Annotated in this window: 35 protein-coding genes and 2 pseudogenes; 25 read left to right on the forward strand and 12 right to left on the reverse strand. The window is 49.1% G+C overall.

Annotated elements, in window-relative coordinates:
* Positions 1 to 2: 2 nt before the first annotated feature.
* From KP22_RS22615 to KP22_RS03885, 11 genes are all read right to left on the reverse strand, one after another.
* Entirely contained in the window at positions 3 to 1,679 is a 1,677-nt protein-coding gene (locus tag KP22_RS22615; RefSeq protein WP_052012461.1) for a lambda-exonuclease family protein, read from the reverse strand.
* A complete protein-coding gene (gene bet, locus KP22_RS03845) occupies positions 1,663 to 2,508 on the reverse strand; it encodes a phage recombination protein Bet (protein ID WP_039322494.1) in 846 nt (281 codons plus the stop codon). Before bet ends, KP22_RS22615 begins: the two co-directional genes overlap by 17 nt.
* Positions 2,509 to 2,520: 12 nt before the next feature.
* A complete protein-coding gene (locus KP22_RS22865; protein WP_280513124.1) occupies positions 2,521 to 2,652 on the reverse strand; it encodes a hypothetical protein in 132 nt (43 codons plus the stop codon).
* 138 nt (positions 2,653 to 2,790) lie between these two features.
* Positions 2,791 to 3,126, reverse strand: a complete 336-nt coding sequence (locus tag KP22_RS03850) for a hypothetical protein (protein WP_039322497.1) — start codon at positions 3,124 to 3,126, stop codon at positions 2,791 to 2,793.
* Between the two features lie 75 nt (positions 3,127 to 3,201).
* Entirely contained in the window at positions 3,202 to 3,462 is a 261-nt protein-coding gene (locus KP22_RS03855; protein ID WP_039322500.1) for a KTSC domain-containing protein, read from the reverse strand.
* Positions 3,437 to 3,736, reverse strand: coding sequence for a hypothetical protein (locus KP22_RS03860; RefSeq protein WP_039322503.1), 300 nt, complete (start codon positions 3,734 to 3,736; stop codon positions 3,437 to 3,439). Before KP22_RS03860 ends, KP22_RS03855 begins: the two co-directional genes overlap by 26 nt.
* The gene (locus KP22_RS03865; RefSeq protein WP_039322505.1) at positions 3,729 to 3,917 is read right to left on the reverse strand and encodes a hypothetical protein; all 189 of its coding nucleotides are present in this window, start codon (positions 3,915 to 3,917) and stop codon (positions 3,729 to 3,731) included. The genes KP22_RS03860 and KP22_RS03865 overlap by 8 nt, the downstream gene beginning before the upstream one ends.
* Complete coding sequence (locus KP22_RS03870; protein ID WP_039323429.1) at positions 3,910 to 4,158, reverse strand: hypothetical protein; 249 nt, start codon at positions 4,156 to 4,158, stop codon at positions 3,910 to 3,912. Before KP22_RS03870 ends, KP22_RS03865 begins: the two co-directional genes overlap by 8 nt.
* A 157-nt stretch (positions 4,159 to 4,315) precedes the next feature.
* Complete coding sequence (locus tag KP22_RS03875; RefSeq protein WP_039322507.1) at positions 4,316 to 4,588, reverse strand: hypothetical protein; 273 nt, start codon at positions 4,586 to 4,588, stop codon at positions 4,316 to 4,318.
* A 718-nt stretch (positions 4,589 to 5,306) separates the two neighbouring features.
* Positions 5,307 to 6,221, reverse strand: a complete 915-nt coding sequence (locus KP22_RS03880; protein ID WP_039322509.1) for a hypothetical protein — start codon at positions 6,219 to 6,221, stop codon at positions 5,307 to 5,309.
* A gap of 12 nt (positions 6,222 to 6,233) precedes the next feature.
* On the reverse strand, positions 6,234 to 6,902 hold the full coding sequence (locus tag KP22_RS03885; RefSeq protein WP_039322512.1) for a LexA family protein: 669 nt from the start codon (positions 6,900 to 6,902) through the stop codon (positions 6,234 to 6,236).
* 110 nt (positions 6,903 to 7,012) lie between these two features.
* Here KP22_RS03885 and KP22_RS03890 point away from each other — a divergent pair, with 110 nt between their 5' ends.
* From KP22_RS03890 to KP22_RS03960, 16 genes and pseudogenes are all read left to right on the forward strand, one after another.
* Positions 7,013 to 7,279, forward strand: a complete 267-nt coding sequence (locus KP22_RS03890) for a hypothetical protein (protein WP_052012463.1) — start codon at positions 7,013 to 7,015, stop codon at positions 7,277 to 7,279.
* A gap of 19 nt (positions 7,280 to 7,298) precedes the next feature.
* Positions 7,299 to 7,655 (forward strand): hypothetical protein, encoded by a 357-nt coding sequence (locus KP22_RS03895; protein ID WP_039322514.1) that lies wholly within the window; start codon positions 7,299 to 7,301, stop codon positions 7,653 to 7,655.
* Positions 7,652 to 7,843, forward strand: a complete 192-nt coding sequence (locus tag KP22_RS03900) for a hypothetical protein (RefSeq protein ID WP_052012464.1) — start codon at positions 7,652 to 7,654, stop codon at positions 7,841 to 7,843. Before KP22_RS03895 ends, KP22_RS03900 begins: the two co-directional genes overlap by 4 nt.
* A complete protein-coding gene (locus KP22_RS21470) occupies positions 7,821 to 7,994 on the forward strand; it encodes a DUF4222 domain-containing protein (protein ID WP_072012532.1) in 174 nt (57 codons plus the stop codon). The genes KP22_RS03900 and KP22_RS21470 overlap by 23 nt, the downstream gene beginning before the upstream one ends.
* Positions 7,991 to 8,965, forward strand: a complete 975-nt coding sequence (locus KP22_RS21250) for a hypothetical protein (RefSeq protein ID WP_052012465.1) — start codon at positions 7,991 to 7,993, stop codon at positions 8,963 to 8,965. The genes KP22_RS21470 and KP22_RS21250 overlap by 4 nt, the downstream gene beginning before the upstream one ends.
* On the forward strand, positions 8,952 to 9,770 hold the full coding sequence (locus tag KP22_RS03915) for a hypothetical protein (protein WP_039322519.1): 819 nt from the start codon (positions 8,952 to 8,954) through the stop codon (positions 9,768 to 9,770). Before KP22_RS21250 ends, KP22_RS03915 begins: the two co-directional genes overlap by 14 nt.
* Positions 9,767 to 10,672, forward strand: a pseudogene (rdgC, locus tag KP22_RS03920) (recombination-associated protein RdgC); the annotation flags it as partial. The gene KP22_RS03915 and the pseudogene rdgC, both read left to right, overlap by 4 nt.
* The gene (locus KP22_RS22680) at positions 10,664 to 10,900 is read left to right on the forward strand and encodes a DNA translocase FtsK (RefSeq protein WP_280513133.1); all 237 of its coding nucleotides are present in this window, start codon (positions 10,664 to 10,666) and stop codon (positions 10,898 to 10,900) included. The pseudogene rdgC and the gene KP22_RS22680, both read left to right, overlap by 9 nt.
* Positions 10,897 to 11,676, forward strand: coding sequence for a KilA-N domain-containing protein (locus KP22_RS03925; protein WP_039322525.1), 780 nt, complete (start codon positions 10,897 to 10,899; stop codon positions 11,674 to 11,676). Before KP22_RS22680 ends, KP22_RS03925 begins: the two co-directional genes overlap by 4 nt.
* Complete coding sequence (locus tag KP22_RS03930) at positions 11,673 to 12,539, forward strand: phage N-6-adenine-methyltransferase (protein ID WP_039322528.1); 867 nt, start codon at positions 11,673 to 11,675, stop codon at positions 12,537 to 12,539. Before KP22_RS03925 ends, KP22_RS03930 begins: the two co-directional genes overlap by 4 nt.
* Positions 12,536 to 14,524, forward strand: a complete 1,989-nt coding sequence (locus KP22_RS03935) for a DNA cytosine methyltransferase (protein WP_039322531.1) — start codon at positions 12,536 to 12,538, stop codon at positions 14,522 to 14,524. The genes KP22_RS03930 and KP22_RS03935 overlap by 4 nt, the downstream gene beginning before the upstream one ends.
* Complete coding sequence (locus KP22_RS03940) at positions 14,521 to 14,901, forward strand: HNH endonuclease (protein ID WP_039322533.1); 381 nt, start codon at positions 14,521 to 14,523, stop codon at positions 14,899 to 14,901. Before KP22_RS03935 ends, KP22_RS03940 begins: the two co-directional genes overlap by 4 nt.
* Positions 14,898 to 15,545, forward strand: coding sequence for a DUF1367 family protein (locus tag KP22_RS03945; RefSeq protein WP_039322536.1), 648 nt, complete (start codon positions 14,898 to 14,900; stop codon positions 15,543 to 15,545). The genes KP22_RS03940 and KP22_RS03945 overlap by 4 nt, the downstream gene beginning before the upstream one ends.
* A gap of 10 nt (positions 15,546 to 15,555) precedes the next feature.
* Positions 15,556 to 16,023: a hypothetical protein gene (locus KP22_RS03950; protein WP_039322540.1), complete on the forward strand. Its 468-nt coding sequence runs from the start codon at positions 15,556 to 15,558 to the stop codon at positions 16,021 to 16,023.
* Positions 16,016 to 16,348 carry a DUF1364 domain-containing protein gene (locus tag KP22_RS03955; RefSeq protein WP_039322543.1) on the forward strand — a complete coding sequence of 111 codons (333 nt, stop codon included), beginning with the start codon at positions 16,016 to 16,018 and terminating at the stop codon, positions 16,346 to 16,348. Before KP22_RS03950 ends, KP22_RS03955 begins: the two co-directional genes overlap by 8 nt.
* Entirely contained in the window at positions 16,341 to 16,793 is a 453-nt protein-coding gene (locus KP22_RS03960; RefSeq protein ID WP_039322545.1) for a VRR-NUC domain-containing protein, read from the forward strand. Before KP22_RS03955 ends, KP22_RS03960 begins: the two co-directional genes overlap by 8 nt.
* A 33-nt stretch (positions 16,794 to 16,826) precedes the next feature.
* Here KP22_RS03960 and KP22_RS03965 read toward each other — a convergent pair whose 3' ends face one another.
* Entirely contained in the window at positions 16,827 to 17,231 is a 405-nt protein-coding gene (locus KP22_RS03965; protein WP_039322548.1) for a hypothetical protein, read from the reverse strand.
* Between the two features lie 82 nt (positions 17,232 to 17,313).
* Between KP22_RS03965 and KP22_RS03970 the strand changes: the two genes are divergently transcribed.
* From KP22_RS03970 to KP22_RS04010, 9 genes and pseudogenes are all read left to right on the forward strand, one after another.
* Positions 17,314 to 18,132 carry a TIGR02642 family protein gene (locus KP22_RS03970; RefSeq protein ID WP_039322551.1) on the forward strand — a complete coding sequence of 273 codons (819 nt, stop codon included), beginning with the start codon at positions 17,314 to 17,316 and terminating at the stop codon, positions 18,130 to 18,132.
* Between the two features lies 1 nt (position 18,133).
* A complete protein-coding gene (locus tag KP22_RS03975) occupies positions 18,134 to 18,529 on the forward strand; it encodes a DUF6979 family protein (protein ID WP_039322554.1) in 396 nt (131 codons plus the stop codon).
* 140 nt (positions 18,530 to 18,669) lie between these two features.
* On the forward strand, positions 18,670 to 19,263 hold the full coding sequence (locus tag KP22_RS03980) for an N-acetylmuramidase family protein (RefSeq protein ID WP_039322557.1): 594 nt from the start codon (positions 18,670 to 18,672) through the stop codon (positions 19,261 to 19,263).
* The gene (locus KP22_RS03985; protein WP_015840528.1) at positions 19,263 to 19,583 is read left to right on the forward strand and encodes a hypothetical protein; all 321 of its coding nucleotides are present in this window, start codon (positions 19,263 to 19,265) and stop codon (positions 19,581 to 19,583) included. Before KP22_RS03980 ends, KP22_RS03985 begins: the two co-directional genes overlap by 1 nt.
* The gene (locus KP22_RS03990) at positions 19,580 to 19,822 is read left to right on the forward strand and encodes a hypothetical protein (RefSeq protein WP_039322560.1); all 243 of its coding nucleotides are present in this window, start codon (positions 19,580 to 19,582) and stop codon (positions 19,820 to 19,822) included. Before KP22_RS03985 ends, KP22_RS03990 begins: the two co-directional genes overlap by 4 nt.
* Before the next feature lie 84 nt (positions 19,823 to 19,906).
* Positions 19,907 to 20,443 (forward strand): hypothetical protein, encoded by a 537-nt coding sequence (locus KP22_RS03995; protein ID WP_081926221.1) that lies wholly within the window; start codon positions 19,907 to 19,909, stop codon positions 20,441 to 20,443.
* A gap of 66 nt (positions 20,444 to 20,509) precedes the next feature.
* Positions 20,510 to 21,007: a hypothetical protein gene (locus tag KP22_RS04000; RefSeq protein ID WP_156107257.1), complete on the forward strand. Its 498-nt coding sequence runs from the start codon at positions 20,510 to 20,512 to the stop codon at positions 21,005 to 21,007.
* A gap of 78 nt (positions 21,008 to 21,085) precedes the next feature.
* Positions 21,086 to 21,439, forward strand: a pseudogene (locus KP22_RS04005) (Gp49 family protein); the annotation flags it as partial.
* A gap of 225 nt (positions 21,440 to 21,664) precedes the next feature.
* Entirely contained in the window at positions 21,665 to 22,531 is an 867-nt protein-coding gene (locus KP22_RS04010) for a synaptonemal complex protein 1 (RefSeq protein WP_039322565.1), read from the forward strand.
* Positions 22,532 to 22,555: the final 24 nt, after the last annotated feature.

The raw sequence follows: 22,555 nt of genomic DNA on the forward strand, positions 1-22,555 counted from the left end.
AATTAATTACGGAGAGTGAACGGGCGGATATTGTCGCTGGCGACGGCATTTAGCAGCTTTTTAGCTGTACTTTTGGCGATTTTAACGTCGGCACTGGCTAAATCTGCCAGCAGTTGTTCAAGCAAGAGATTGAGATCGGGCTGTTTCACGGCAACTTGAGTGGATTCGCCCAACGTTTTCGGCCAGTTAATGGTGCCCGGTGGATAGAGCGGTGTACGTGCGACTTGTGTAAGGGGCTCTGTTACCGTTTGCTGTGCCTGCTGTGCCTGCTGTGCCTGCTGTGCCTGCTGTGCCTGCTGTGCCTGCTGTGCCTGCTGTGCCTGCTGTGCCTGCTGTGCCTCCAATCGCGCAGTTTCTTCCTGGCGGATACGTTCACGATCAGCTTCCAGCCGCGCATCTTCAGCCTTTTTATACGCATCAATACGTGCTGTTACCGCCAGTTTGAAATCATCGAATGGCTTGGCGACCAATTGTTGCAAGTCAGCCAGTAGCGTGCGGTAATCTGCGGCGTTGGTGTCCAGCCAGCCCAATTTGGTGCGCAAATCGGTTGCTTGCTGATCGGCGGCTATTTTGCCATTCGCCAATGCCGTGTCGATCTTGTCCTGAATGCTCGACATGGTTTTCAGGCCTTTGACCGCCCCCACAAAGTCCGGTGCTACTGCATCTAAATACACACCATTGATTTCTCTCTGTAGTTCGGAGATATGAGCAGAAAAGGCCTTACGCGCCGCCACCACTTTCTCAGCGCGGCGACGCTCTTTCTCACTGGCGAGTAGCTTTTCAGCCATAAGGCGATTGTCGCGCACCAATTTGGCAAGCATATCTTTCTGGCGTTTTGCTTCATCCACGCTTTGGATCTGCGCCAGCATCATGGATTCGGCAGCATTCAGTGTGTCTTCGGCCTTTTTCATCGCCTTGATTTGCAGGTCGAGATCGGCAAAATCCTGATCAGTCTGCGGCTCTCTGATCAGTTTATTCTCGATGAAGTCGCGTAGCGCCACTTCGAAAATTTTGAAATTCTCTCGTACCTCAATCTGACCGTTAACTTGAACAGTTACTGCTGGCAGATCCTGTACTGGATCTGCGACTACGGTTTGATGAGATTCAGACGGAACATAGACGGCCAGATCTCGTTCAAACTGTGCCCAGCCTGCTAGCAGTTTTTCAATTCTTCCCGGTACTGGCCAGTATTCCAACACATGGAAATTTTCTTCCGAACCATCGGAGCAAACGAATAGCGCTTTTTCAGCCCCGGTTACATAAAGTTGCTGCTCTAGCTGCCAATAGTAGTGTGGGGCTAGTTCGTCGGACTCAATCATGGCAACCACATCTTTGTTTAATAATTTGTGCTCGAACACTGTGGTTTCCGACATATCGATACCGTCTACCGATGCCAACAGATTGTCACGAGTAGCGACAATCGGGAACAGGTCTTCACCAAGCCTTTCCTCCAGAATTGTGCGAGCTTTAGCTTCGGTTTCGTGTCCTGCGTCGAATAAGCGCTGCGTTGCGGCACCCACTTCCGGCGCAATGCCGGTTGCTTTCAGGTTAAGAAGCGTGTTTCTTGTCTGATATTTGCTTTCGCCCATACAGGCCGGTGCTTCGCTGGCGGTGAAATACTTAGCACGTAGAGCGATCCACTCAGGCGATCCCTGTTGAACATCATGAATTGTGTGCATTGACTGGCTCCAAATCGCGGACTGCGAGGATTTGTTCTTCGGAAAGGGTGTATTTGCTGCTGGCGGTATCAATAATCTGCTGTGCAGATTTTTTGCCGCTTTCCATCAACTGCTGCCATTGCGGCAAATTGGCGTTGAAACGCTCTTGTGGATAATAGGTAATGGCTAATGTTTCAGATGTTGCAGCCTTCGGTGTAACATCCCGAGCATTGTTGAAATCCAGATCTTTGCCTTCCATTTCCTCCGCTGTGGGCTGCTGGCCGATTTCAGGCCATGCCTTACGCAATGCCTGTGCCTCTGCACATTTTGCTAATTGCGCATAAGGTCGGCGTTTCCACATCGCGTTTGGTGCTTTGGCGTCCTTACTGGCAGTGGCGTAGTTCTCCAGCCAATATTCTTTGGCGCTAAATTCCACTATGTGACCGTCAGGCATCAGCTTGTAGACAGTGTATTTGCACCAGGCGGGAAAGGTGATTCCGACGCTGTCCAACTTTTGGGTGGTATCTGGCCCGAACTCCGGCTCTTTTGCTCCCGCGTAACTACCGGATCGGTCAGCCTGAATGCGATACAGACCTATGCCGGGCATGACCACATCACGCCACCCATACTGCCCTGATTGAGAGTCTTTAACGTTCATCGGCACCAGATGAACTGGCTTCATTAGTGGGTCGAGGCTGCGGGCGCGGCAGTAATTGACCGCCAGAATAATGGACTCTTCTTTGGCTCCCGGGAAAACACTATTTTTCAGTGCGCTCCAGGTCGGTTCATCAATGCCGAGACTTGCCACCGCTGGCGGCAGCGTCGACGTGGTTATAGTGTTGCTGGTCATGGTCAGTCCTTATTACAGAATTAACGACAAGGCAGAAAGAGCGGCGAGGGTGACAATGATCGGGTATATCACGCCGTGCTTCTGATGATGATGGATGTTGTGGCTACCAATGCGGTGTTGGTACTGGATATGTTTTACGGACACGGTATACTCCTTAGCGATTGGGTTGGTCCCCGATCAACTGCTGATGACTATGGTCATTGGTCAGTCCTTATGGTCAACGGTTTGGTCGCTGTTGACCGGGATAGCCCCGGTGCAAACTGGGGCTTTTCTCTTTTTGGGCTACCAGATAAATTCATCGGGTACGCTGTTCTCTTCGGCGTCGAGCTCACTGATGCGCTCAGTGGCCACCGCTATGAAAAACAGTTTTTCCTGAAACTCGTCTAAACATTCAGCCATTTCCGCTGATTTGACTAATCGAAGAATTGGCCGCTTATCAATGCCAGAAACACTCTCGGATACGATGAGTTGCTTCAGGCGAACGGTAAAATTTACGTTTTGGCGCAGTGATTCCATACGTTCTTCCAGTACCGCCTTTCCCATAGGGTTGGTATGCAACTTGCTCTCATACCGCTCAAGCCTTTCCTCCCGCATTCGTTGGTAGTTGTATTCGTTCATCGGAAACCTCGCTTTTTGCCAATAAACTTACTCATGCGCCCTGATGAGCGGGGCGCATGGTGAAAGCCTACTGAGTTACGCTTCCGTCTTTTCTTCATTGATACGCTGATAAGGGAAGCGGTCGGTGTGAGGCTTGATATTGCGATAGAAGTGACTACCTACAGAGTCAGCGCCAGAGAACGCCGCGAAATCGTCGGCGCTCACGTTGCTGTAGTGGTACAGATTGCCCGGTGCGTCGCCGCGACCGTTGAAGCGAATAGCCAGCGTGTTGGTCACTGGGTCGTGGCCGATGCTGTGGATCTGAGATGATTTAACGGGGTTCATGTTGATGGTCATTGGTGAGTCCTCTTAGTTTAAGTACATAGTTCATGCAGAAGGTCGGACTGCATTCTTTCCAGAAGTTTTTATGCTGCATTTTCTGGCTGGGTGGGTAGTAACAAACGGTGCCTAGCGGTGTACGGAAGATTAAGGTGTTGCTTCCTTCTTCCAGTTGAACACCGTTCTTAATGAAAAACGCCTTGATACGCTCGTATGCGCCATCACGGGCTTTACGACGGCGCTCTTTTAGAAAGGGTTTTAGATCCCTGTAGTGATCGCCCACATCACCCATGCTGATCTCTCACTTTTCTCATGAAATCGCTGTCTGGCGCGGGTGGTTCCAGCATTTCCCCATTACCCAAATAGTCCGGGTTCATGTATTGCTCATGGAAGATGTATGCCTCTTCTTGGCAGTTAGGGCAGTGATTGCTGCCGTGCTTGTTAGTGCCGCACATGTCACAATATTTACTCATCTGCCTTACCCTCAAACTTGGTGCCGCAGAACGGGCAAAAGTTGATTGCAATATTGGTGTCGCCGTTGGTACAACGCTGTTCCGGTTCCCCATTTTTTTTGCGCTTGCGGTAACGAAAACGGTAACCAAGCATGACATTGCAGAAATCTCCTTTGGAGAAGATAAAGACACGGTTGTCAAAGTCGGATTCATCAACCTCTGCGCAGTTGTCCGCAACGGCATCACGCAACTTTTTATCCATTGCTTTCTTGGTTTCTTGAAAACACTTACAGGCCATCTGACACCTCATAAATGAAATAAAAAAGCCACCCGAAGGTGGCTGTGGTTGCCCTGGTGAGGCGTAAAACTCGCTTTTCAGGCGAAAAAAAAGCCCACCGAAGTGAGCTTGATTTAGGTATTTAGTAAACGCCGTGTGGAATTTTGCTACTGCCGCGCATTTTCTGGCGACCGACCGCGGAGTAGCCAACGTAACGATCTGGATCGCTACCGTCGTTGGCTTTAACTGAACGCAGTTTTTTAGGTTGGGCAGGGTAGTCAGTAATTGAATAACAACTTACAGCAGCCTGAACCGCCCTTGTTACACGGTCACTTTTCCGCTGGGTGATACGCTGAAGGTTCTCTACGCACTGGCGTACATTTGCAGTGCGGCGTTTTTTACGTGGCTTGGTCATTGGTCAGTCCTTATGGTTTGCTTTGGTGGTGTGGTGGCCGGCGCTGATCTCCGGCTTGTCTATTCAGGTGTTAGTCGCCACCGTCGGAACGGGATAAACGTTAATATTTTCACCTGCTTTGTTGGTTGCTACGGCTTACCGGGTATTTACACGACCTGTCTTACAGCCTGTCTTTTCCAGCAACCATTAGGCCCGTTACGCCTGCGTATCAGCCTACGCATTCACCACACCCCAAAGAAAACCAGCCACACTCTCGCAGTGGCCGCGCTCATGCCCTTGAGTCGTATGCCGCCCTATGGCCGCCCATAACCAGTTCAGGATTGGCTGTCCTGATGCTTCCCCGGCGCCACTTTATTCATTAACCCTAACCAGATGCGAAGCTGGCTCACGACTTGAGACTCGGGCGCAGTTTATGATCCTGCGATTGCTGCCTTTCGGCTGCTGCGGTCTATCCGCGCTGTTACTTCATCTTGGTATCCTCCAATGTTGGTAAACCTCATGTTTAGCTGTAGCCGTCGCACCGGTACATGCAGACCGTTGGTGTGTGCAACTTAACCTGATTTTTAAAGAGCGTATCCGCTTGGGATAGCCAAAAGGTATAACTATACCGGTACTTTTGCAATAGAGTTTTCGGTAAAGTTTCGGTATTTTATGGTTTTTCATTGATTTTTAAGCAAAAAAAGCAGCCTTGAGGCTGCCATGTGATTCTAAGATGAATTCAGTCCACTGGTATCAGTGGAGCGATGACGGAAAGCATTCTATCTGTTACTTCCCTGCCAAAACTTGGTATTGGCTGGAGGCATAAAAACAAGGCCCTACTACCTAAAAACAGCACATAATCAATCTCTTTAATGTTTAAAGTGTAATCATCTAATTTTGAAAGAAAATTATCTTTCTCCCGTTCACTCATATTAATGAAATTATCAATGGATTTATATTTATCGATAAATATTTTATATGTATTATAAAAACCTCTAGCGAAAACAATTTTTTCTGCCTCTTGAAGGTTATTCAATTCATCAATGATTTTTATATATTCATGGCACTGCGTCATGATTACATCGTCTATATGATCAAGGTTGTTTCCTTGATTCTTTTTATCTGCGCAATCAGACAGAGATAGTACATAGTCAATGAAATGTGCCTCTGTATTATATGGGCCATTGCCAAGATTAAAGCGCTCTCTATCATGCGTAACCTTGATTATCATTGTTGTACCGGGTTCCACAGATGGTTCAAGAAAGTACACTCTTGGTGGCTTAGTTATTGATTGATCAAATAATAATCCTACATAGCTAGGGCATATAGCTTTACCATCATTAATGGTGAAAATCCCAGACACTTCTGAAAAATCGAATAATAAAAATAGCTCATTAGTTCTAGCTCGAATGAATTTCGCTTTTATCATGGACAAAGATTCGAGCGGCGTTGTTTCCCATTCACTAAAATGACTTGAACTAAATATTCTTGCTCTAAGGCTTTTAGTTGGATCTTGGTAAAAAGTCTCCGCAAAAGCTTTGGGATTGCTTTTACTAAGATTAAGCATATTTCCATAACAAAACGAAAGAATGGCCGCACAGATATCATCTCTTGAGCGTTTTTTTCCTTTAAACAAGCCTGATAGAAATGACACAATATTATTCCTTTATACTGTTTTTACATGGCAAACAACGGTTCCGATTAACTCACATTCACCATTAATTTTTAAAAATCTTGCCTCTGGGGGGTAATCTGGATTTAAAGCCTTGAGATAATGCTGCCCATCCATGATCTGCAACTGCTTAAAGGTGGCTTCAAAGTTGCCATTAAGTCGAGCAATCACATATTTTCCGCTTGGTGGATCAATTAGTTCAGGGTCAACATAAATAATGTCCCCAGGCTCAAACCGCGGCAACATTGATTCACCTTCAATTTTCAGTGCGAATGAATGTTGGCTGCACTTCACTGGGCAGGGGTAGTAAGCATAGTCTTCTCTGGGGAGAAGAGTTGCTTCAGTAAATGAACCTGCTTGTACCCAACTAATCAATGGAACTTCCCTTGTTAAAACGTCTACTGGTGTTGCGTTATCCACCACAAGATCAGGCATCACCAGCTCCTTATCACCCTTTCCCGAAACGAGCCAGTTCGGGTTTACCTTTAAAGCCTTAGCTAAGGAAAAAAGATTATCCGCTCGGGGCTTTTGTGTAGCACCAAGCTCAATTTTACTGATCGCCATTCGTGTTACCCCTGCCTTATCTGCAAGCGTTTCTTGCGTCATGCCAAGTTCTTCACGTCGCGCTAGCAGGCGTTCACCGAGAGTTTCATATTTATTCATAGGTATAAAAGTAACTCAACTTAAATAAACTTTGCTATCGATATAGTTTCGGTATAAATTTGCTTTATCGGTATAACTATACCTTTGTGATGAGATGAATAGGTGAAATCATGGAAAACAGTATTAAACTAATACGCCTTAGAGAGCGTATTGAGGCTGCCGAACAGGTTATTAGGCACTTCGATAGTCCTTACCAAGCGGCAACTGCCCTGGAATGCTCCTATGAGGCAATAAAAACCTATCGGAAGAGAGGGCTGCCTGAAAAGGTCGCTTTACTCTGTCACATGTCCACGGACATTCCATATGTCTACAACCCCACGGACTACGGCCGCAATCCCGAAAACCTAAACCTGGTTCTGACCAAACCAGTTAAGTAATTACGCTAAGGACTAACCAATGACCACAATACGCCAACCTGCCGCACCAACGGCAGGGGCTGCGATCGCTTCTGGCGTTCGCAAGGAATTGCTTTCCCGCAAGAAAGTGGGCAAGGCTGGCTTGCCGTTCCATGTTGTACGGGAAGATCAGATCAAAACCCGTTGGACGGAAAGCGAAGCGGCCACCATCAAAAGCGTGGCTGGCGCCATGTCATCCAATCCTGCCGTTGAAACCAACACCGCTGCTATCCGTGGCTTTTTGGCGATGTTCGCCGAATCCCCTGAAATGCTGGAGCATGTTCATTCTGAACTTAAGGCCGCAGGTCTGCCGATCCCCGACTGGTTGCCGCTGGCGCCGAAAGGAGCAGCGCGATGAATCAAACTCAAGGTATCGAAATGATTGCCGACATCGTCGGTAAAAAACTTGATATCGCCGGGGATGAAACCCGGCGTTTGGCAATCACAGGGGCTTTGTCTGGTATGACGCAGGCGTTTTATTCCCGCCAGCAGCCTCCGGCAGAAATGGATACGGCAGGCGAGCATGACACATGTTCAGTCGCTTGATCGGCGCTACCGAGATCAGCGCGGCGTGATTGTGCATGTGACTGGGTATGACCGCGCCAACAAGCAGGTAATTTTTATGCGCACCGGCTATCCGCACCAGTGCAGCCAGCCGCTGTGGAAATTTCAGAAATATTATACGGAGGTCAAATGAGTCGGTTAATTCAGTTACTCAGCCGACCTATCGCTTACCAGCCTGCGTTTGCAGATTTACAGTCTGGAAAGGTCAGGTCTGGCACCGTCGGAGCCGTATTCCTGTCTCAGATGGTTTACTGGCATAACAAAATGAACGGTAACTGGTTTTATAAAACCAGAGAAGAGATAACGGAAGAAACCTTTCTTTCCCGTAATGAACAGGAGACGGCCCGTAAGCGGTTAGTTGCGCTTGGCGTGTTGGAAGAACAGCGTAAAGGTGTACCCGGGAAAATTCACTATCGCGTGAATGCCGATCGTCTGGAATATCTGTTGTTGCATGGCGATGATGCCCAACAAGAAGAGCCGAAAGAGGAGTTACCGGAAAGTGCTGAATCTCCACAAAGTGAAAATCCCACAATGCGGGAATCCAACAATGTGGAAAATCCGCCAACTACATTGCTGGAATCCAACCAACAGCATGGCGGGAATCCAGCATTGTTTCTTACAGGAGATTACACAGGAGACTACACAGGAGATTACCGCGCGAGTGCGCCGCCGAAAAATTCAGCAAACGTAGCCCTTCCGAAAAAGCGAACACGCAAAGCGGAACCAAAACCATCCTCTGATAATTTTGATTTCTCAGGCTTCCCATCGATACCCAGCGATCAGGTGTGGGGCGATTACGTGAAGCACCGCAAAGCCAAACGCGCCCCGATCACGCAAACCGTCGTGAATATTCTCGGCCAAGAGCTGACGAAAGCCGTTAACGCTGGCTGGACAGTCGATCAAGCATTGGGTGAAGCGATGGCTGCTGGTTGGCAGGGGCTGAAGTTTGAATGGCTGGCGAATCGCAATCAATCGGTACGCGGTGTTATGCCGCTGAACAAGCAGGAAGCGCTTGAAGCCCGCAATGCACAGGCATTTGAAGAGTGGCTACAGGAGGAAGCTCAGGCGTTGGAGAATCGGGGGGGTATCGATGGTCGCCACTGACGAACGCACTGATTTAGCGGTGAAGCGCGAGTTTGCTGAGCTGCTGAAAGCGACACTGGCCGTGTACGGCAAGGATTCATCGAAAGCCGTGATCCGCCTGTACTGGAATGCTGTCGGTTCATTCGACATCGGACTGATTCGGCAGGCGCTCAGCCAGTGGATCACCGATCCCGAGCAGGGGCGCTACGCACCAAAACCCGCCGATATTATTCGCAACATCCAGCGACTCACTGGCCGCCCGTCATGGGTTAGCGCTAATGAGGCGTGGGCAATCGCGCTGCCTGCACAGGATGAGGCTAACACGCTGATCTGGACAGCAGAGATCGCTCAGGCATGGCGCGTTGCTGAACCTATTTTCGCTGATGGCGATCGCGTTGGGGCAAGAATGGCGTTTATCGCAGCTTATGAGCGCCTTGTTGCGACCGCTCAGTCTTCTGGCGTCTTGCCGCAGTGGACGGTTTCGGAAGGCTGGGACAAAGGGGCTGTGAAAGGTGCGGTAGAACAGGCTGTTAACGCAGGGTTATTACCTGCACCGGATGCTACCCGATATTTATCCCCGCCTGCCAGTTTGCCACCGCCAAAGGTGGACAGGGGAAAACGGGATGCGATGCTGACAAAAATTCAGGCATTCGCCGGGATATTGCTGGATCAGAAAGAACAACGGGAAACGCAGGAACGGCACGAAAGGGAGGAACGACGAGCACAAGCAAACAAGGAATTAGATAAGCGCTACCAAGATGAATTACGCCGTGCTGCTGACCACAGCACAACTGATGAAAACCAAGAAGTAAGGGCTGACCAATGAGTATGACGTTTAAAAATGCACTGATTTATCGCCTGAATAGCGATGTGATGTTTGATGATCTGGAAAAGAAACTGGCTCCGTTTGCCTTCACCCCATGCGGTAGCCAGGATAGAGCAAAAACGGGCTGGATATCGCCTATTTGTCCGCTGCTCGATGTGCTTTCTCACCAGGCTAACGGGCAGATCATGCTTACGTTGCAGCGCGAAGAAAAGATCCTGCCTGCGCCTGTGATTGCGCGTGAGCTGGCCGCCAAAATCGACAGCATGGAAACCGTGCAGCGGCGCCGTCTGAAGAAAACCGAGAAAGATGCGCTGAAGGATGAAGTTATCCAAACGCTCCTGCCGCGTGCGTTCAGTAAATACCATACCACCAAGATCTGGATTAACGCAGGGGCTGGGCTGATCATCGTTGATGCCGCCAGCGGCAAAAAAGCGGAAGATGCACTGGCGCTGCTGCGTAAAACGCTGGGATCGCTGCCCGTTGTACCGCTGACGCTGGAAACGCCCATCGAGTTGACGCTGACCGAGTGGGTGCGCAACGGTAAAGCGCCTGCGGATTTTGCTTTGCAGGAAGAGGCCGAGTTGAAAGCCGTACTGGAAGAAGGCGGCATTCTGCGCAGCAAGCATCAGGATCTGACCAGTGACGAAATCACCAATCATATCGACGCAGGCAAACTGGTCACCAAGTTGGCGCTGGAATGGCGCGAACGTATCAGCTTTGTGCTGGCCGATGACGGTAGCCTAAAAAAGCTGAAATTCTCCGACTCTTTACTCGAGCAGAATGATGGTATCGAACGCGAAGATGAAGTCGCACGCTTTGACGCTGATTTCGTGTTGCTGACAGGGGAATTGTCGGCGTTGATTCGTGAGCTGGTAGCCGCGTTGGGCGGGGAAGTGAAACGCGTAGCGCCTCAGCCTGAGAACTACGATTTGCAGGACGACAAGCTTTATCCTGATGCGGTTCAGTTTGTGCAGACATCCGGGCGCGCGACAATTTCAGGGCTCCAGCGTCATTTTCGTATTGGCTATAACCGCGCGGCGCATTTGATTGAGGCGATGGAAAGAAAAGGCGTAGTTTCCGCGCCGATGCATGACGGCTCACGGGCAGTGATCGGGGAGGTGGTGCAATGAACACTCCGGTCGTGATTGCCAATATTGCCGTTCGCCGCGACGCCGACGGTCGCTACAATCTGAATGATCTGCATCGTGCGTCTGGCAGCGAAAAACGCCACGCGCCGAGTTATTGGCTTGCAAACAAGCAAAGCGCTGATCTTATTGCTGAATTGGAAACTACCGGGATTCCGGTAGTTAAGTTGGAAGGGCGCAACGGCGGGACATTCGTATGCCGAGAGCTGGTTTATGCCTATGCGATGTGGATTTCTCCTGCTTTCCACCTGAGTGTAATTCGCACCTTCGATAGCGTGGCAAACGCAAGCCCAGCAACGGGTAATATCAGCGACCGAGTACATGCTGGCATCTTGATTGTAGAGTCTGCTGCTCGACTGCTGAATCTGTCGAACAGCTCCAAGCTCGGGGCTTATCAAAAATTACAGTCGGTCATTGGCATACCTAACCTGATGCCTAGCTATGCCATCGATGCACCTAGCGATGCAGCCGATGGATCCAGCCGTTCTACGAAGTCCCTTACCGATTTGTTGCGCCAGCATGGTTTCACCATGACGGCGGCGATCGCGTATGTTCGGCTGGAGGCCGCGGGGATTGTTGAGCGTAAAACGCGCCTCAGCACAGGGAAGCAGATCAAGTCATTTTGGTCCGTTACATCACAGGGACTGCGTTACGGTAAAAACATCACCAGCCCGGCGAATCCGCGTGAGACACAGCCGCACTTCTTCGAATCACGTTCAGAGGACCTTCTGGCGATTATTGCTGGGAGGGATGTCGCATGATCGATTTCTCCGAAACCGAGTATGTATCTTCCTTACTGCGACAGAAATCAGAACCTGCACATCTTCTGAAAGATGTTGGTGACCAATGGCGCACACCTGATCCGCTTTTCTGGGGCATCAATGCGATGTTCGGGCCGCTTGTGCTCGATCTGTTTACCGATGGCGAAAATAGCAAATGTCCGGCGTTTTATACGGCAGAGGACAATGCGCTGGCGCAGGATTGGGCGGCGCGGTTGGCAGAGCTGAACGGTGCAGCATTCGCTAACCCTCCTTACAGCACAGCGAAAATGCATGAGGGTGAATATATCACCGGCATGCGTCACATCATGGCCCACACCGCAAAAATGCGGGAGCGCGGCGGGCGCTATGTTTTTCTCATTAAGTCGGCCACGTCTGAAGTGTGGTGGCCGGAGCAGGCCGATCACGTTGCGTTCATCCGTGGACGTATCGGCTTCGACGTTCCCACATGGTTCAAGCCGAAAGATGATAAGCAAATTCCCAGCAGCGCAGGCTTTGGCGCGGCAATCGCCGTGTTTGATAAAGAATGGCGCGGCCCGGCTATCAGCTACATTCAGCGGGAAAAACTGCTGGCGACGGGGGAAGCGTTTTTAGCGCAGATCCGGCGTGAAGCGGGGCGCTTAGCACCCCAGCAGTCGATCATCATTCCTGATACCGAGAATACCGTCTGGCCTGCGGAAGTTAATTTCCTGTTCGAGCGGATTTCTACAGCAACCACGCTATCCGCCGGTCTGCAAAATAAACTCCGTAGTCACATTAACCGCCTGAAGCTCGAAGGCGTACCGGATTCAGCCATTATCACCACCGCAGAAACATTATCTGTAGCCATGGGAGCCGCAGCATGAAAAACAGGGAAATTGTTGTCGATAACTTTGCAGGTGGCGGCGGTGCTTCCACTGGAATTGAAATGGCGATCGGTCGCAGCGTTGATATCGCGATTAATCACGATCCTAACGCGATTGCGATGCACACGACGAATCACCCTGACACGTTGCACTATTGCGAGAGTGTTTTTGATATCGATCCGGTTGCTGCGACTTCTGGCCGTCCTGTTGGTTTGGCTTGGTTCTCACCAGACTGCCGCCATTTTTCAAAAGCGAAAGGTAGCAAGCCTGTAAAGAAGGAAATCAGGGGGCTGGCTTGGATAGTATTGCGTTGGGCGCTTGCAGTTCGTCCGCGCGTGATGATGCTGGAGAATGTCGAAGAGTTTAAAACATGGGGGCCGTTGCTGACCAATGCGGATGGCACGCAACAGCCCGATACGGCGCGCTCAGGGGAAACGTTTGAAGCGTTCTGTGGCATGTTGTCGGGGGGAATTCCTGCCGATCATCCAGCGTTAGCCGAGGCATGCGAATTTCTGGGGATTGAGCCAGCCAGCGAGCAGGGCAAGCAGCTTATTCGCGGACTGGGTTACAACGTCGATTACCGCGAGCTGCGCGCGTGTGATTACGGCGCGCCAACGATCCGTAAACGCTTTTTTATGGTGATGCGCTGTGATGGGCATCCGGTTGAATGGCCAGAGGTTACGCACGCGGATCCGAAATCGCCCGCAGTGCAAGCAGGAAAATTGCAGGCATGGCGCACAGCTGCTGAATGTATAGATTGGTCAATCCCTTGCCCGTCTATTTTCGAGCGTAAAAAGCCGCTGGCGGAAAATACGTTGCGACGTATAGCGCGCGGGCTGGAGAGATTTGTTATCAACAACCCGACGCCGTTTATCGTTAAGTGCAATCACACCAGCACAAAGACGAAATACGATTGTTTCCGTGGGCAGGCGCTTGATGAGCCATTGCAGACGATCACTCGCAAGCATGGCTTTGCGGTTGTAACTCCGCATCTGACAAAATTCCGCACTGGCGCTGTTGGGCAGGAAGTATCGGAACCGATGCCCACAATCACGGCTGGCTCATCGGTTCGACCTGGTGGCAATGGACATGCACTGGGAATGGTAGAGGCAACTTTAGAGCCGTTTATTGTTGGCGCTGGTGGTCCGAAGTATTCAGCAAAACCAAAAGCGGTAGAGCAGCCGATGAACACCTTGTGCAATACGAATCACTCTGCGCTGATAACGCCGTATATCGCTCGCATCGGTCAGACGGGGTTTGGCGGCGATCGTATGGCGTATGATGCTCAGGACCCGCTGACGACCGTAGTAAGCAAAGCGGAACATTTGCTAGTGGCTCCTGTAATAGCGCGACAGTTTGGTAACAGCGTAGGCCATGGTGCCGATGAACCAAACGGCACAATCACGGCTGGCGGTGGCGGTAAATCTCAACTGGTATCCGCGTTTCTGGCTAAACATTTTGGCGGAAATTACACGGGGCCTGGCGCGAATCTGGATGAACCGGCACACACAGTAACGACCGTTGATCATCATGCGCTGGTAACCTCGAACCTCATAAAGATGAGAGGGACGAACACAGGTCAGCGCACTGACACGCCGCTGCAAACGGTGACCGCTGGCGGAAACCATTTCGGAGAAGTTCGCGCGTTCCTGTTGAAATACTACGGCAACGAGAAAGAGGGCGTGGATATCAATGACCCTATGCATACAGTTGTTAGCCGCGACCGATTCGGGCTGGTGACTGTAGAGGGCATCGATTATCAGATTGTCGATATCGGCATGCGCATGCTGCAACCGCATGAACTGTACGCCGCTCAAGGCTTCCCGGAGTGGTACATCATCGATCAGGATTTTAGGGGCGTGAAATACGCAAAAGATAAACAGGTGGCGCGTTGCGGTAACGCTGTACCTCCTCCATTTGCCGAAGCGCTTGTGCGTGCAAATTTGCCTGAAATGTGCGCCAAAAGTGAAGAGGTGGCTGCGTGAATCTCACAAAAGGACAGCGAGAAGCCGTGCGCCTTAAGTTTGGTGGGCGATGTGCTTACTGTGGTGAGTTATTAACAAAACGCTTCCATGTTGATCATGTTGAGCCGGTCTTGAGGAATATCAGCAAAAACTATGCAATGGAAAGGCCTGAAAACAACACCTTAGAAAATCTTTATCCAGCCTGTATCCCATGCAATTTGTATAAGTCGAGCTGCCCTGTTGAGTTGTTCAGAGAACGGATTGCTACGCAAGTTGATGTGACTCGCAGGGCGTCCCGTAGCTATAGAACTGCTGAGGCGTTTGGACTCGTTAAGCCGATGGGTAACTCTGTTGTGTTCTGGTTCGAGAAATATAACGCAGGGGAGGTGTCCGCATGACAACCGCTACCCGCAGCAAATCACCGAAAAAGCACAAAACTGAAGCGCTGGGCGTTTTGCTGCCTGGCGGCGGCATCAAATATTGTACCGATCACGATCGCGATGTAATGAAAGGGGTGCCAATCGGCACTCCGATCTCGCTCACACCCATCGGCGACCGGCGCAATATCAAACATCACCGTAAATTCTGGGCGTTGCTGGATCTGGGGTTTTCGTATTGGGAACCTGCGTGGTCGTTTGTCAGCGATCGGGAGAAATGGATAGCTCATGAGGTTTCTAAAGAAGTCGCTCAGGAAGCGGGTGATCCTTCTTTATATGACAACGTTACGAGGATTATTGCTGAAAGAGTTCTGGAACGGCTAACGGCACAGCTTAAGCGCCGCTTTGATCCAGAGGCAGTTAAAACCAAAGATGCTTACTTGAATCACGTCATGGTAAAAGCCGGATTCTACGATCTGGCACCTAATCCTGATGGCGGTACGCTGAAACAGCGTTGGAGCATTGCATTCGTTAACATGGGGCAAGAGAAGTTCGACAAGGTTTACCGCGGCGTATTTGGCGTGATCTGGAATGAGACGTTGAGCCAGTATTTTGCTGATGAAGCCGAAATGGAGAACGCGGTTCACCAACTGATGAATTTTTGAGGACTGACCAATGACCGATAATGTGGATTTTCCAGACGATAGCGACAACGTTTTACAGTTTACGAAGCGCTTTGATGATAACGCTGATATCAAGGAGATGCGGAATTTTGTTGAAGCGCCGAAGCCAGAAGGTCGAACGTGCCTCCATGAGCGGGTTGTGGTTTCTGAACATGAACGCTCGGTGAAATGCCGTTTGTGCAGCGCGGTATTGGATCCGTTTGATCACATGCTGGCTTTAGCGAAGAAAGAAACCCGCATTGAGTGGGAGTTAACAGGCTTACGGAGTGAGATTAAATCGCACCGTGAGGGGCTGGAGAAGCTGAAGCGTGAAGAGGCTAATTGTAAGGGCCGGATGCGTAACGCTCAAAATCGCCTCAATGATATTAATGGGCAGATCCGCGCAGCGAATCAGGAACTTCAGTTTGTGCTGAAACGGGTGGATGATATTAAAGCAATAAAGGAGAAGGGCGATGCTTAAGTCTCCGGCTTATCGCTCGAAAACCCTCCGTGATTCAGCTCGTGGGCGGGTTTGCACGTTGCAGATCTCTGGCATCTGCAACTTTGACCGCGAAACGACAGTTTTGTGCCACCTGCCCAGTTCGACACATGGCATGGCCTATAAGTCGGATGACTTCTATGCGGTGTTCGGCTGCTCAGCATGTCATGACGTGATCGATGGGCGCATGCTGTATGACTGGCGACCGGGTGAAAAAGAAGAAACGTATCTGGCTGCGCTGCATGCTACATGGCGCATCTGGTTTGAAAATGGGCTTCTGGCTGCGAAAGGGGGGAAGTTTGCGTAATTCAATTGACGCACTTTCCGCTGTCGGCAGCCAGTCAAAACTGGAAGTCTGTAACGGTTCAGTGCGCAAAGTTTCGCACCAAGCAGAACTGGAAGAGCAGGCCGCGCTCATTGAGTGGGCGGATAAGACCGTGATCAATGGCATTAAGATCGGGGATTATCTGCTGCACATCCCAAACGAGGGAAAGCGTGGGCCGAAGGCGGCGCGTGATGCAAAGCGGCTTGGCGTTCGCGCCGGTGTTCCCGATCTATTTCTGTCACTGCCTTGCGGTGGATATGCTGGTTTGTGGATTGAGATGAAAGCTAAGGGAGGGAAATTGTCTGCACAGCAAGAGGTTTGGCTAAAACGATTGGATGAAGTTGGCTATCGGGCTGTTTGTTGTTTTGGATATAACCGGGCTATCGAAGAAGTAAATAATTATTTAACCAGTTATTCTTGCACATAGCCCAAATAGCCGCATAGAAGATGTATTTATATGTTATTTTTTATCTGCATAATTAATAATTGGAATTAAACACTGATTGACAATAATACCAGCAACTGCGAATGATAAAAAATACTGCCACGGCATGGAATTGAATATTCCATTGATAAACCCTAATAATCCAAGTAAAAATAAAACTATCAGTGTGAAGCAAGTTGTTATACGAAAGATACCGCGATCATTACTTAATAATCGGTCAAAGCCACCATTGATAATATCCCAAAAAATAAATGCTGAAAAAGCAGTTATAAATCCCATTGAGTAACCAAATGCTATATTTTTTATAGATAAATAATTATCTTCATTCAAGAACTGTAATGATTGGAGTAAAATAAACCACATAATTGTCCCCAATGCTGCCAACCAAAATTTCCATGGTTTTGGTTTTGTTACGCTCATGTTTATTACTCCTTTAAGTTAATATAAAGTGTGCTTTTAGATTTGATGGTATGTATTTTTAGTGAAAATTGGGGCTGACCAAATGACCATAGCCATAGAACAACTTATCAAGATGCACGATCCGCGCTGTATGAGTATTGAATCACTGAACGTAGGGCGTGGGCAAGGTATTCTTTCCAAAGAACAGATCGTTGGAGCGTTTGCTATTGCGCAGCGAAAAAATCCTGTTGGCTACGATCTACTAATGGCGAAGTATCGACATGATAGCGACGCGGGTTTGCGTATCATGGGAGCTATCTATGCTTGGCGTTTTTATAAAAAATACAAACATCTTGAGCATTCAGACACTGCCTGCCATCTGGCAATGAATATGGCGTTAGAGCGCAACCTACCTGCTCAGGTGGAGCATATCGCCAAATTGCTGCGCCGATATGGTGCTCGATCATCTCAAACGCGCAAGAATACGGATGCGTTACAGTCTGAAATCAAGCAACTGGATAAAAGACGTTGCCGAGATAAGGCGAGTGACGCTGAGTATTTTTTGGCAGGAGTAGAAATAGATCAATTGCGTGTCCGTATCAAAGCGGAGCGACAGGCTCTATATGATTGGTCAGAAAAAGAGGCGCGGCACAGCAATATTTGCCCGCGTTGTAGTGGAACGGGAAAAACATTACGCCCAGCGATCGCAGTGTGCAACGAGTGTGGCGGCAATGGACGAATCACTGCGACATTTGAGCATCTTCGCCAATCGCTGATGGATATCTCAGGGGCTGTGATATCGGCGGGTGAATGGCCGGAGTATCTGGATCTAGTTAAACGCTGCATGCGCTGGTTGTATGTTGAAGAGTCTCAGGCAGTTAGTGCTCTCAGCACTAAAATTCATGATGAAATGGAGGCATGACATGGGGATTTATGGTGAAACAGCCGTGGCGGTAGCAAGTAATTTTATTTATGGGCAATCGCCGCAAGAATGCTGGGAACATGAAATAACTCATTTCACTAGCAGTAAAGAAAGCAGGAGAAAAGGTTGTCCCAAATCTGCATTTCTTGGGCTGTGTCAGGATGGCTATGTAAAGGATGTTCCGAAAGGGAATTATTTACCTCCAGACAGTCCAAATAAAAAATACGCAATAGCTGCTGCTGAAAGATTATTAAGTGAACCAACCAGAAAATATTCTAAATCTGATTTATGGAAAAAAGCGACGGAACATTTTGATGAGGCTGCGAAAAATCAAAATGGGCAAATGGATGTTGTTCTGGCATTAAAAGACGCCGGATTACTACAGAAACCTGATTGACCTAATCGCCTATACGCGCTAAATTTGCGAAAGATACCGGAGTATGCCTTAAAAAGCTGCTCCGGTTTTTTATTGGTCAGTCCTCAAGCCTGCATGGTTCGCCCAGCAGGCTTTTTTATTTCCTGCACATAGAGCGTGTTATGTCCAAAATTCTCACCCTTTTAGATTACCGAGTCGCCGCGAGTAGTTTGGGGGTTCCGGTTGCTACGGTTAAAGCTGTGACTGAAGTAGAAAGTAACGGCAGCGGATTTTTATCGGATGGTCGGGTAAAAGTGCAATATGAGCCGCACGTCATGTATCAGCAACTGACGAAACATTTCGGCGGTGATCGGGCAAATGCTGAGTTAGCGAAACATCCTGAGCTGGTGGCACGTAAAGCGGGGAGTTACCAACCCTTAGATAAAGAAGATAAAGATATGGATCGTGCTGCGACGGTGATTGACCGCCGTTGTGCGTTGCAATCCTCATCATGGGGAGCATTCCAGATCATGGGTTACCACTGGGAAACCTGCGGTTATCCAACATTACAGGCTTTCGTTAATGCCCAATACACGGCAGCAGGGCAACTCGATACGTTTGTGCGCTTTATTAAAGCGGATGCCAAACTGCTGGCAGCGCTGAAAAATCGTGACTGGGAAACCTTCGCTCGAATTTACAACGGCCCAGCGTATGCCAAAAATCGCTATGACACCAAACTTGAAAATGCATATAGCAAATATCGAGGGGCAGCGTAATGGAATGGCTATCCCGACTTTGGGAGCAATTTCAGTGGGCGGTGGCCGGGCTCATTGGTGCACTGATATCTGTACCATTCCAGAGCGACTTAAGAACGGCACGCGGGATCGCGATCTTCGTTTTCACGGGTAGCGCCTGCGCCCATTATCTGACAGGCATTGTTGGCGATTATTTCAATATCAATCCTTCGTCGGCTGGCGGGATTGGTTTTCTTCTGGGGGCGTTCGGCGGTTCGCTGATTGCTGCTGTAATCAAGGCTATTGAAGCTGCCGATCTGTGGGGGCTTATCCGATCCCGATTTGGTGGAGGTGCGCAATGATTTTCACCATCGCCTACGTCACCATTCTTCTGTGGGCTGGGTGGTGCGTGTTCAGTGACCACGTTAAAGATGGGGTAATCGGCAAACTAATGTATTCGGCACTTTCTGTTTCATGTATGGGGGCGCTGATTGGTGGAAGCGGATCAGATAGACAGGCCGATAGCATTATTTTGCTATGTATTGCGATGATAGGAATTCGGCACTTTGTCCTAAAACAGATTAATTTGTCTAAAAATTAGCCTTTTCAGGGCTGTTTTGACGACGCTACGTGAAATCTGAATTCTTCACCCTCATCAATCCTCTCACTTTTTAACAGAGAAACCATGTTAACCACGAAAATGAAAGCGCTGCTGTTATGCGGCGGGTTGGCTGCTGCGTTCGGCGCAGGTTGGTATGTGCAGGGATTGCGGTGGGATAAGGATATTGCGCAGCGTGATAAGCAGCAATCGGAAGATATCAGTGCAAGTCAGCAAGCTGTTATCGCCGGGCAGTCGCTCCAGTTCCATCGTTACAACGAAATTGCCAGGCAGGCGAATCAGTATGCCATCAACATCAAGGGTAAATCCGATGAAAAGCAAATTATTTACCGGACAATTGTCAAATATCATCCTGCTAGTCGTGAGTGCGTGCCTGATGATGTCGCTACTGGGCTGCTCGACTACGCGCACCGTCTACGTGCCAGCGCAATGCGTGCCTCTGCCAGCGGAACTGACTCAACCAGTGTTAGTGCCGCTGCCTCCGGCTGCCGATTGACGTATGGGCAGGCGGTTTACTGGATTGATCCGTTGTTGACTGCGATTGACCAGGCAAATAGTCGGTTTTCTACAATCAGGGAAATCGAAGAGTTACGTAATTATTGATCTGAATGTAGCAATACGTATGAAGTCAATGTGTGAAATTAATATCAAACAGATAGGAGTAATAAAATGGTTTTTAGATTAAAAAGCACTCGTACTACAATTGTAAGTGGTTACCCAATTCCTTCGATGGAGCAGGTTGAGGGTGGTTATTTGATGCATTTTCAACTTCAACTTCCCGTCCCCGCTGACGATCAACTGACATCAACAAATCAATTAGCACAAGTGACATTAGATCATCCGATTTATGCAAAGCGTGGTGACGATTTTGTTTTGTGCCCGACTTCTCAGCAATCGGCAAATGTTACTTTTGTTGAAGAAGACTTACCGGAAGAGATTGGTGTAGGGAAAAACAAGTATTTTACTTTAGATACTGCATTATTTGTGCATTCATCAATGATTCCGACTCATTTCAAAAATGATGATGGTCGTTATATTGAATTAACAAGCAGAAAAAATGTGCTGACAGATCCTGACGCTCCGGTCATTAACTATTCGGCTTCAATTATTTATGAAGCTGAAATAAGTGTTGATGATACAGATGTATCGGATGCTGAACCCGTATAAATAAATAGTCTAAATAATCAAGCCTCGCAATAGTGAGGCTTTTTTTTCGCTTTAGCAAAAGGTAACCCCATGACACAAATCACCGATCAACATATTGAGAAAGATATTCAGACCAAAGGCTTAACCGCACCTCGTGTCACGCCGGAGCATGTTGCGAGTGTTATCCGCAGCGAATTCTATTTCACAGCAGGTGACGGCGTGCGTGGTGAGTCGCATATGGGAACATCACCAGCAGGTATAGCCAATAGTCTCAACCAATTGACTATCTGCGTGTTGGTGTTGCGCAACGGCTTCACGGTAACCGGCGAATCAGCCTGTGCCAGCCCAGAGAACTTCAACGCAGAAATTGGCCGTAAGATTGCCCGCCAGAACGCGGTTAACAAAATCTGGCAGTTGGAAGGCTATTTGCTGAAGCAGCGCCTTTATGAGCAATCACTCTCGGAGCCGCTGCCAGATGACGTTGAATCTACCACCTTGCTGCGTGACCAATGCGTGAAAATCAACGGTATTCCGTTTTTTCTAATGGGAGATGTCAAGGCAGCTACTGGTAAGGGTGGCACTGCACTGGCATTTGAACAGCAAGCGTCGTGTGGAAAGTAACGCATTCCAGAGTCACTTCCCAGAGGTGGCTCGATAATGCTTACTCAGTAGGATGCTATGGCAAAGTACGATTGGAAAAAGCTGCTGGCCGATTATGCAACGGCATACTCAGCAACGGGAATCTCCCCAGTAGAGTGGTGCGCTCAGAATGAGGTGCCGTATAGCTCTGCGAAGCGTTACATCACGATAAAGGCTGCAACGGATTTCATTGGGCAGAATTCGCAAATTCGCAGTTCGCAAAAAAGTGATTCGCAGATTCGCAAAGAGAAAGGCGCGAATCGCAAAAGCGAGAAAAAGCGCGGTGATTCTAAAGATAACGATACTGATGAATCAGCAGACGCAGACGACAGCGACACCAGCGATCAGCCGCCAGACACGGAGCCGAACGGCCGAGATGAAAAAGGGCGCTTTACCGAAGGCAATCCCGGCAATCCTAATCCGGTTAACCTGTTCCAGCCTGGCAATCAAATCCCGCGCAAGCATTCTGCTTATGCCAAATATCTGGACGCCGATGAATTGTTCGATGCCGCCAGAGAAACCGAGCTGCGTGATGAGCTGATTTTCACCCGCGCCCGTGCATTGTCAGTAACGAAAACGCTGAACAAAATCATGGAAGATTTGCAGAAAGCTGAATCAGTCGAAGCACGTATCGAGCTTTACGATAAATTCATCAAGGCCGAGCAAGGTCTGGATCGCAACATTGCCCGGATTGAGTCGATCGAAAACAGCCTGAGTAAATTACAACTGGATGCGGTGAATGTTCCGCGCCTGAGCGCTGACACGCTGCGCATTAAGGCGGCGACCGCCAAGCTGAAGGCCGAGACAGAGAAACTGACAGCAGAAAGTAAGGATGTGACGACGCCACTAACCGATGTGGTGCGTGATATTCATGCGATGCCGGATGATGGAATGCTGGCGCAATGACGACACCGCACTATGATGCCAGTC

The organism is Pectobacterium betavasculorum, from assembly GCF_000749845.1.
Lineage (GTDB): Bacteria > Pseudomonadota > Gammaproteobacteria > Enterobacterales > Enterobacteriaceae > Pectobacterium > Pectobacterium betavasculorum.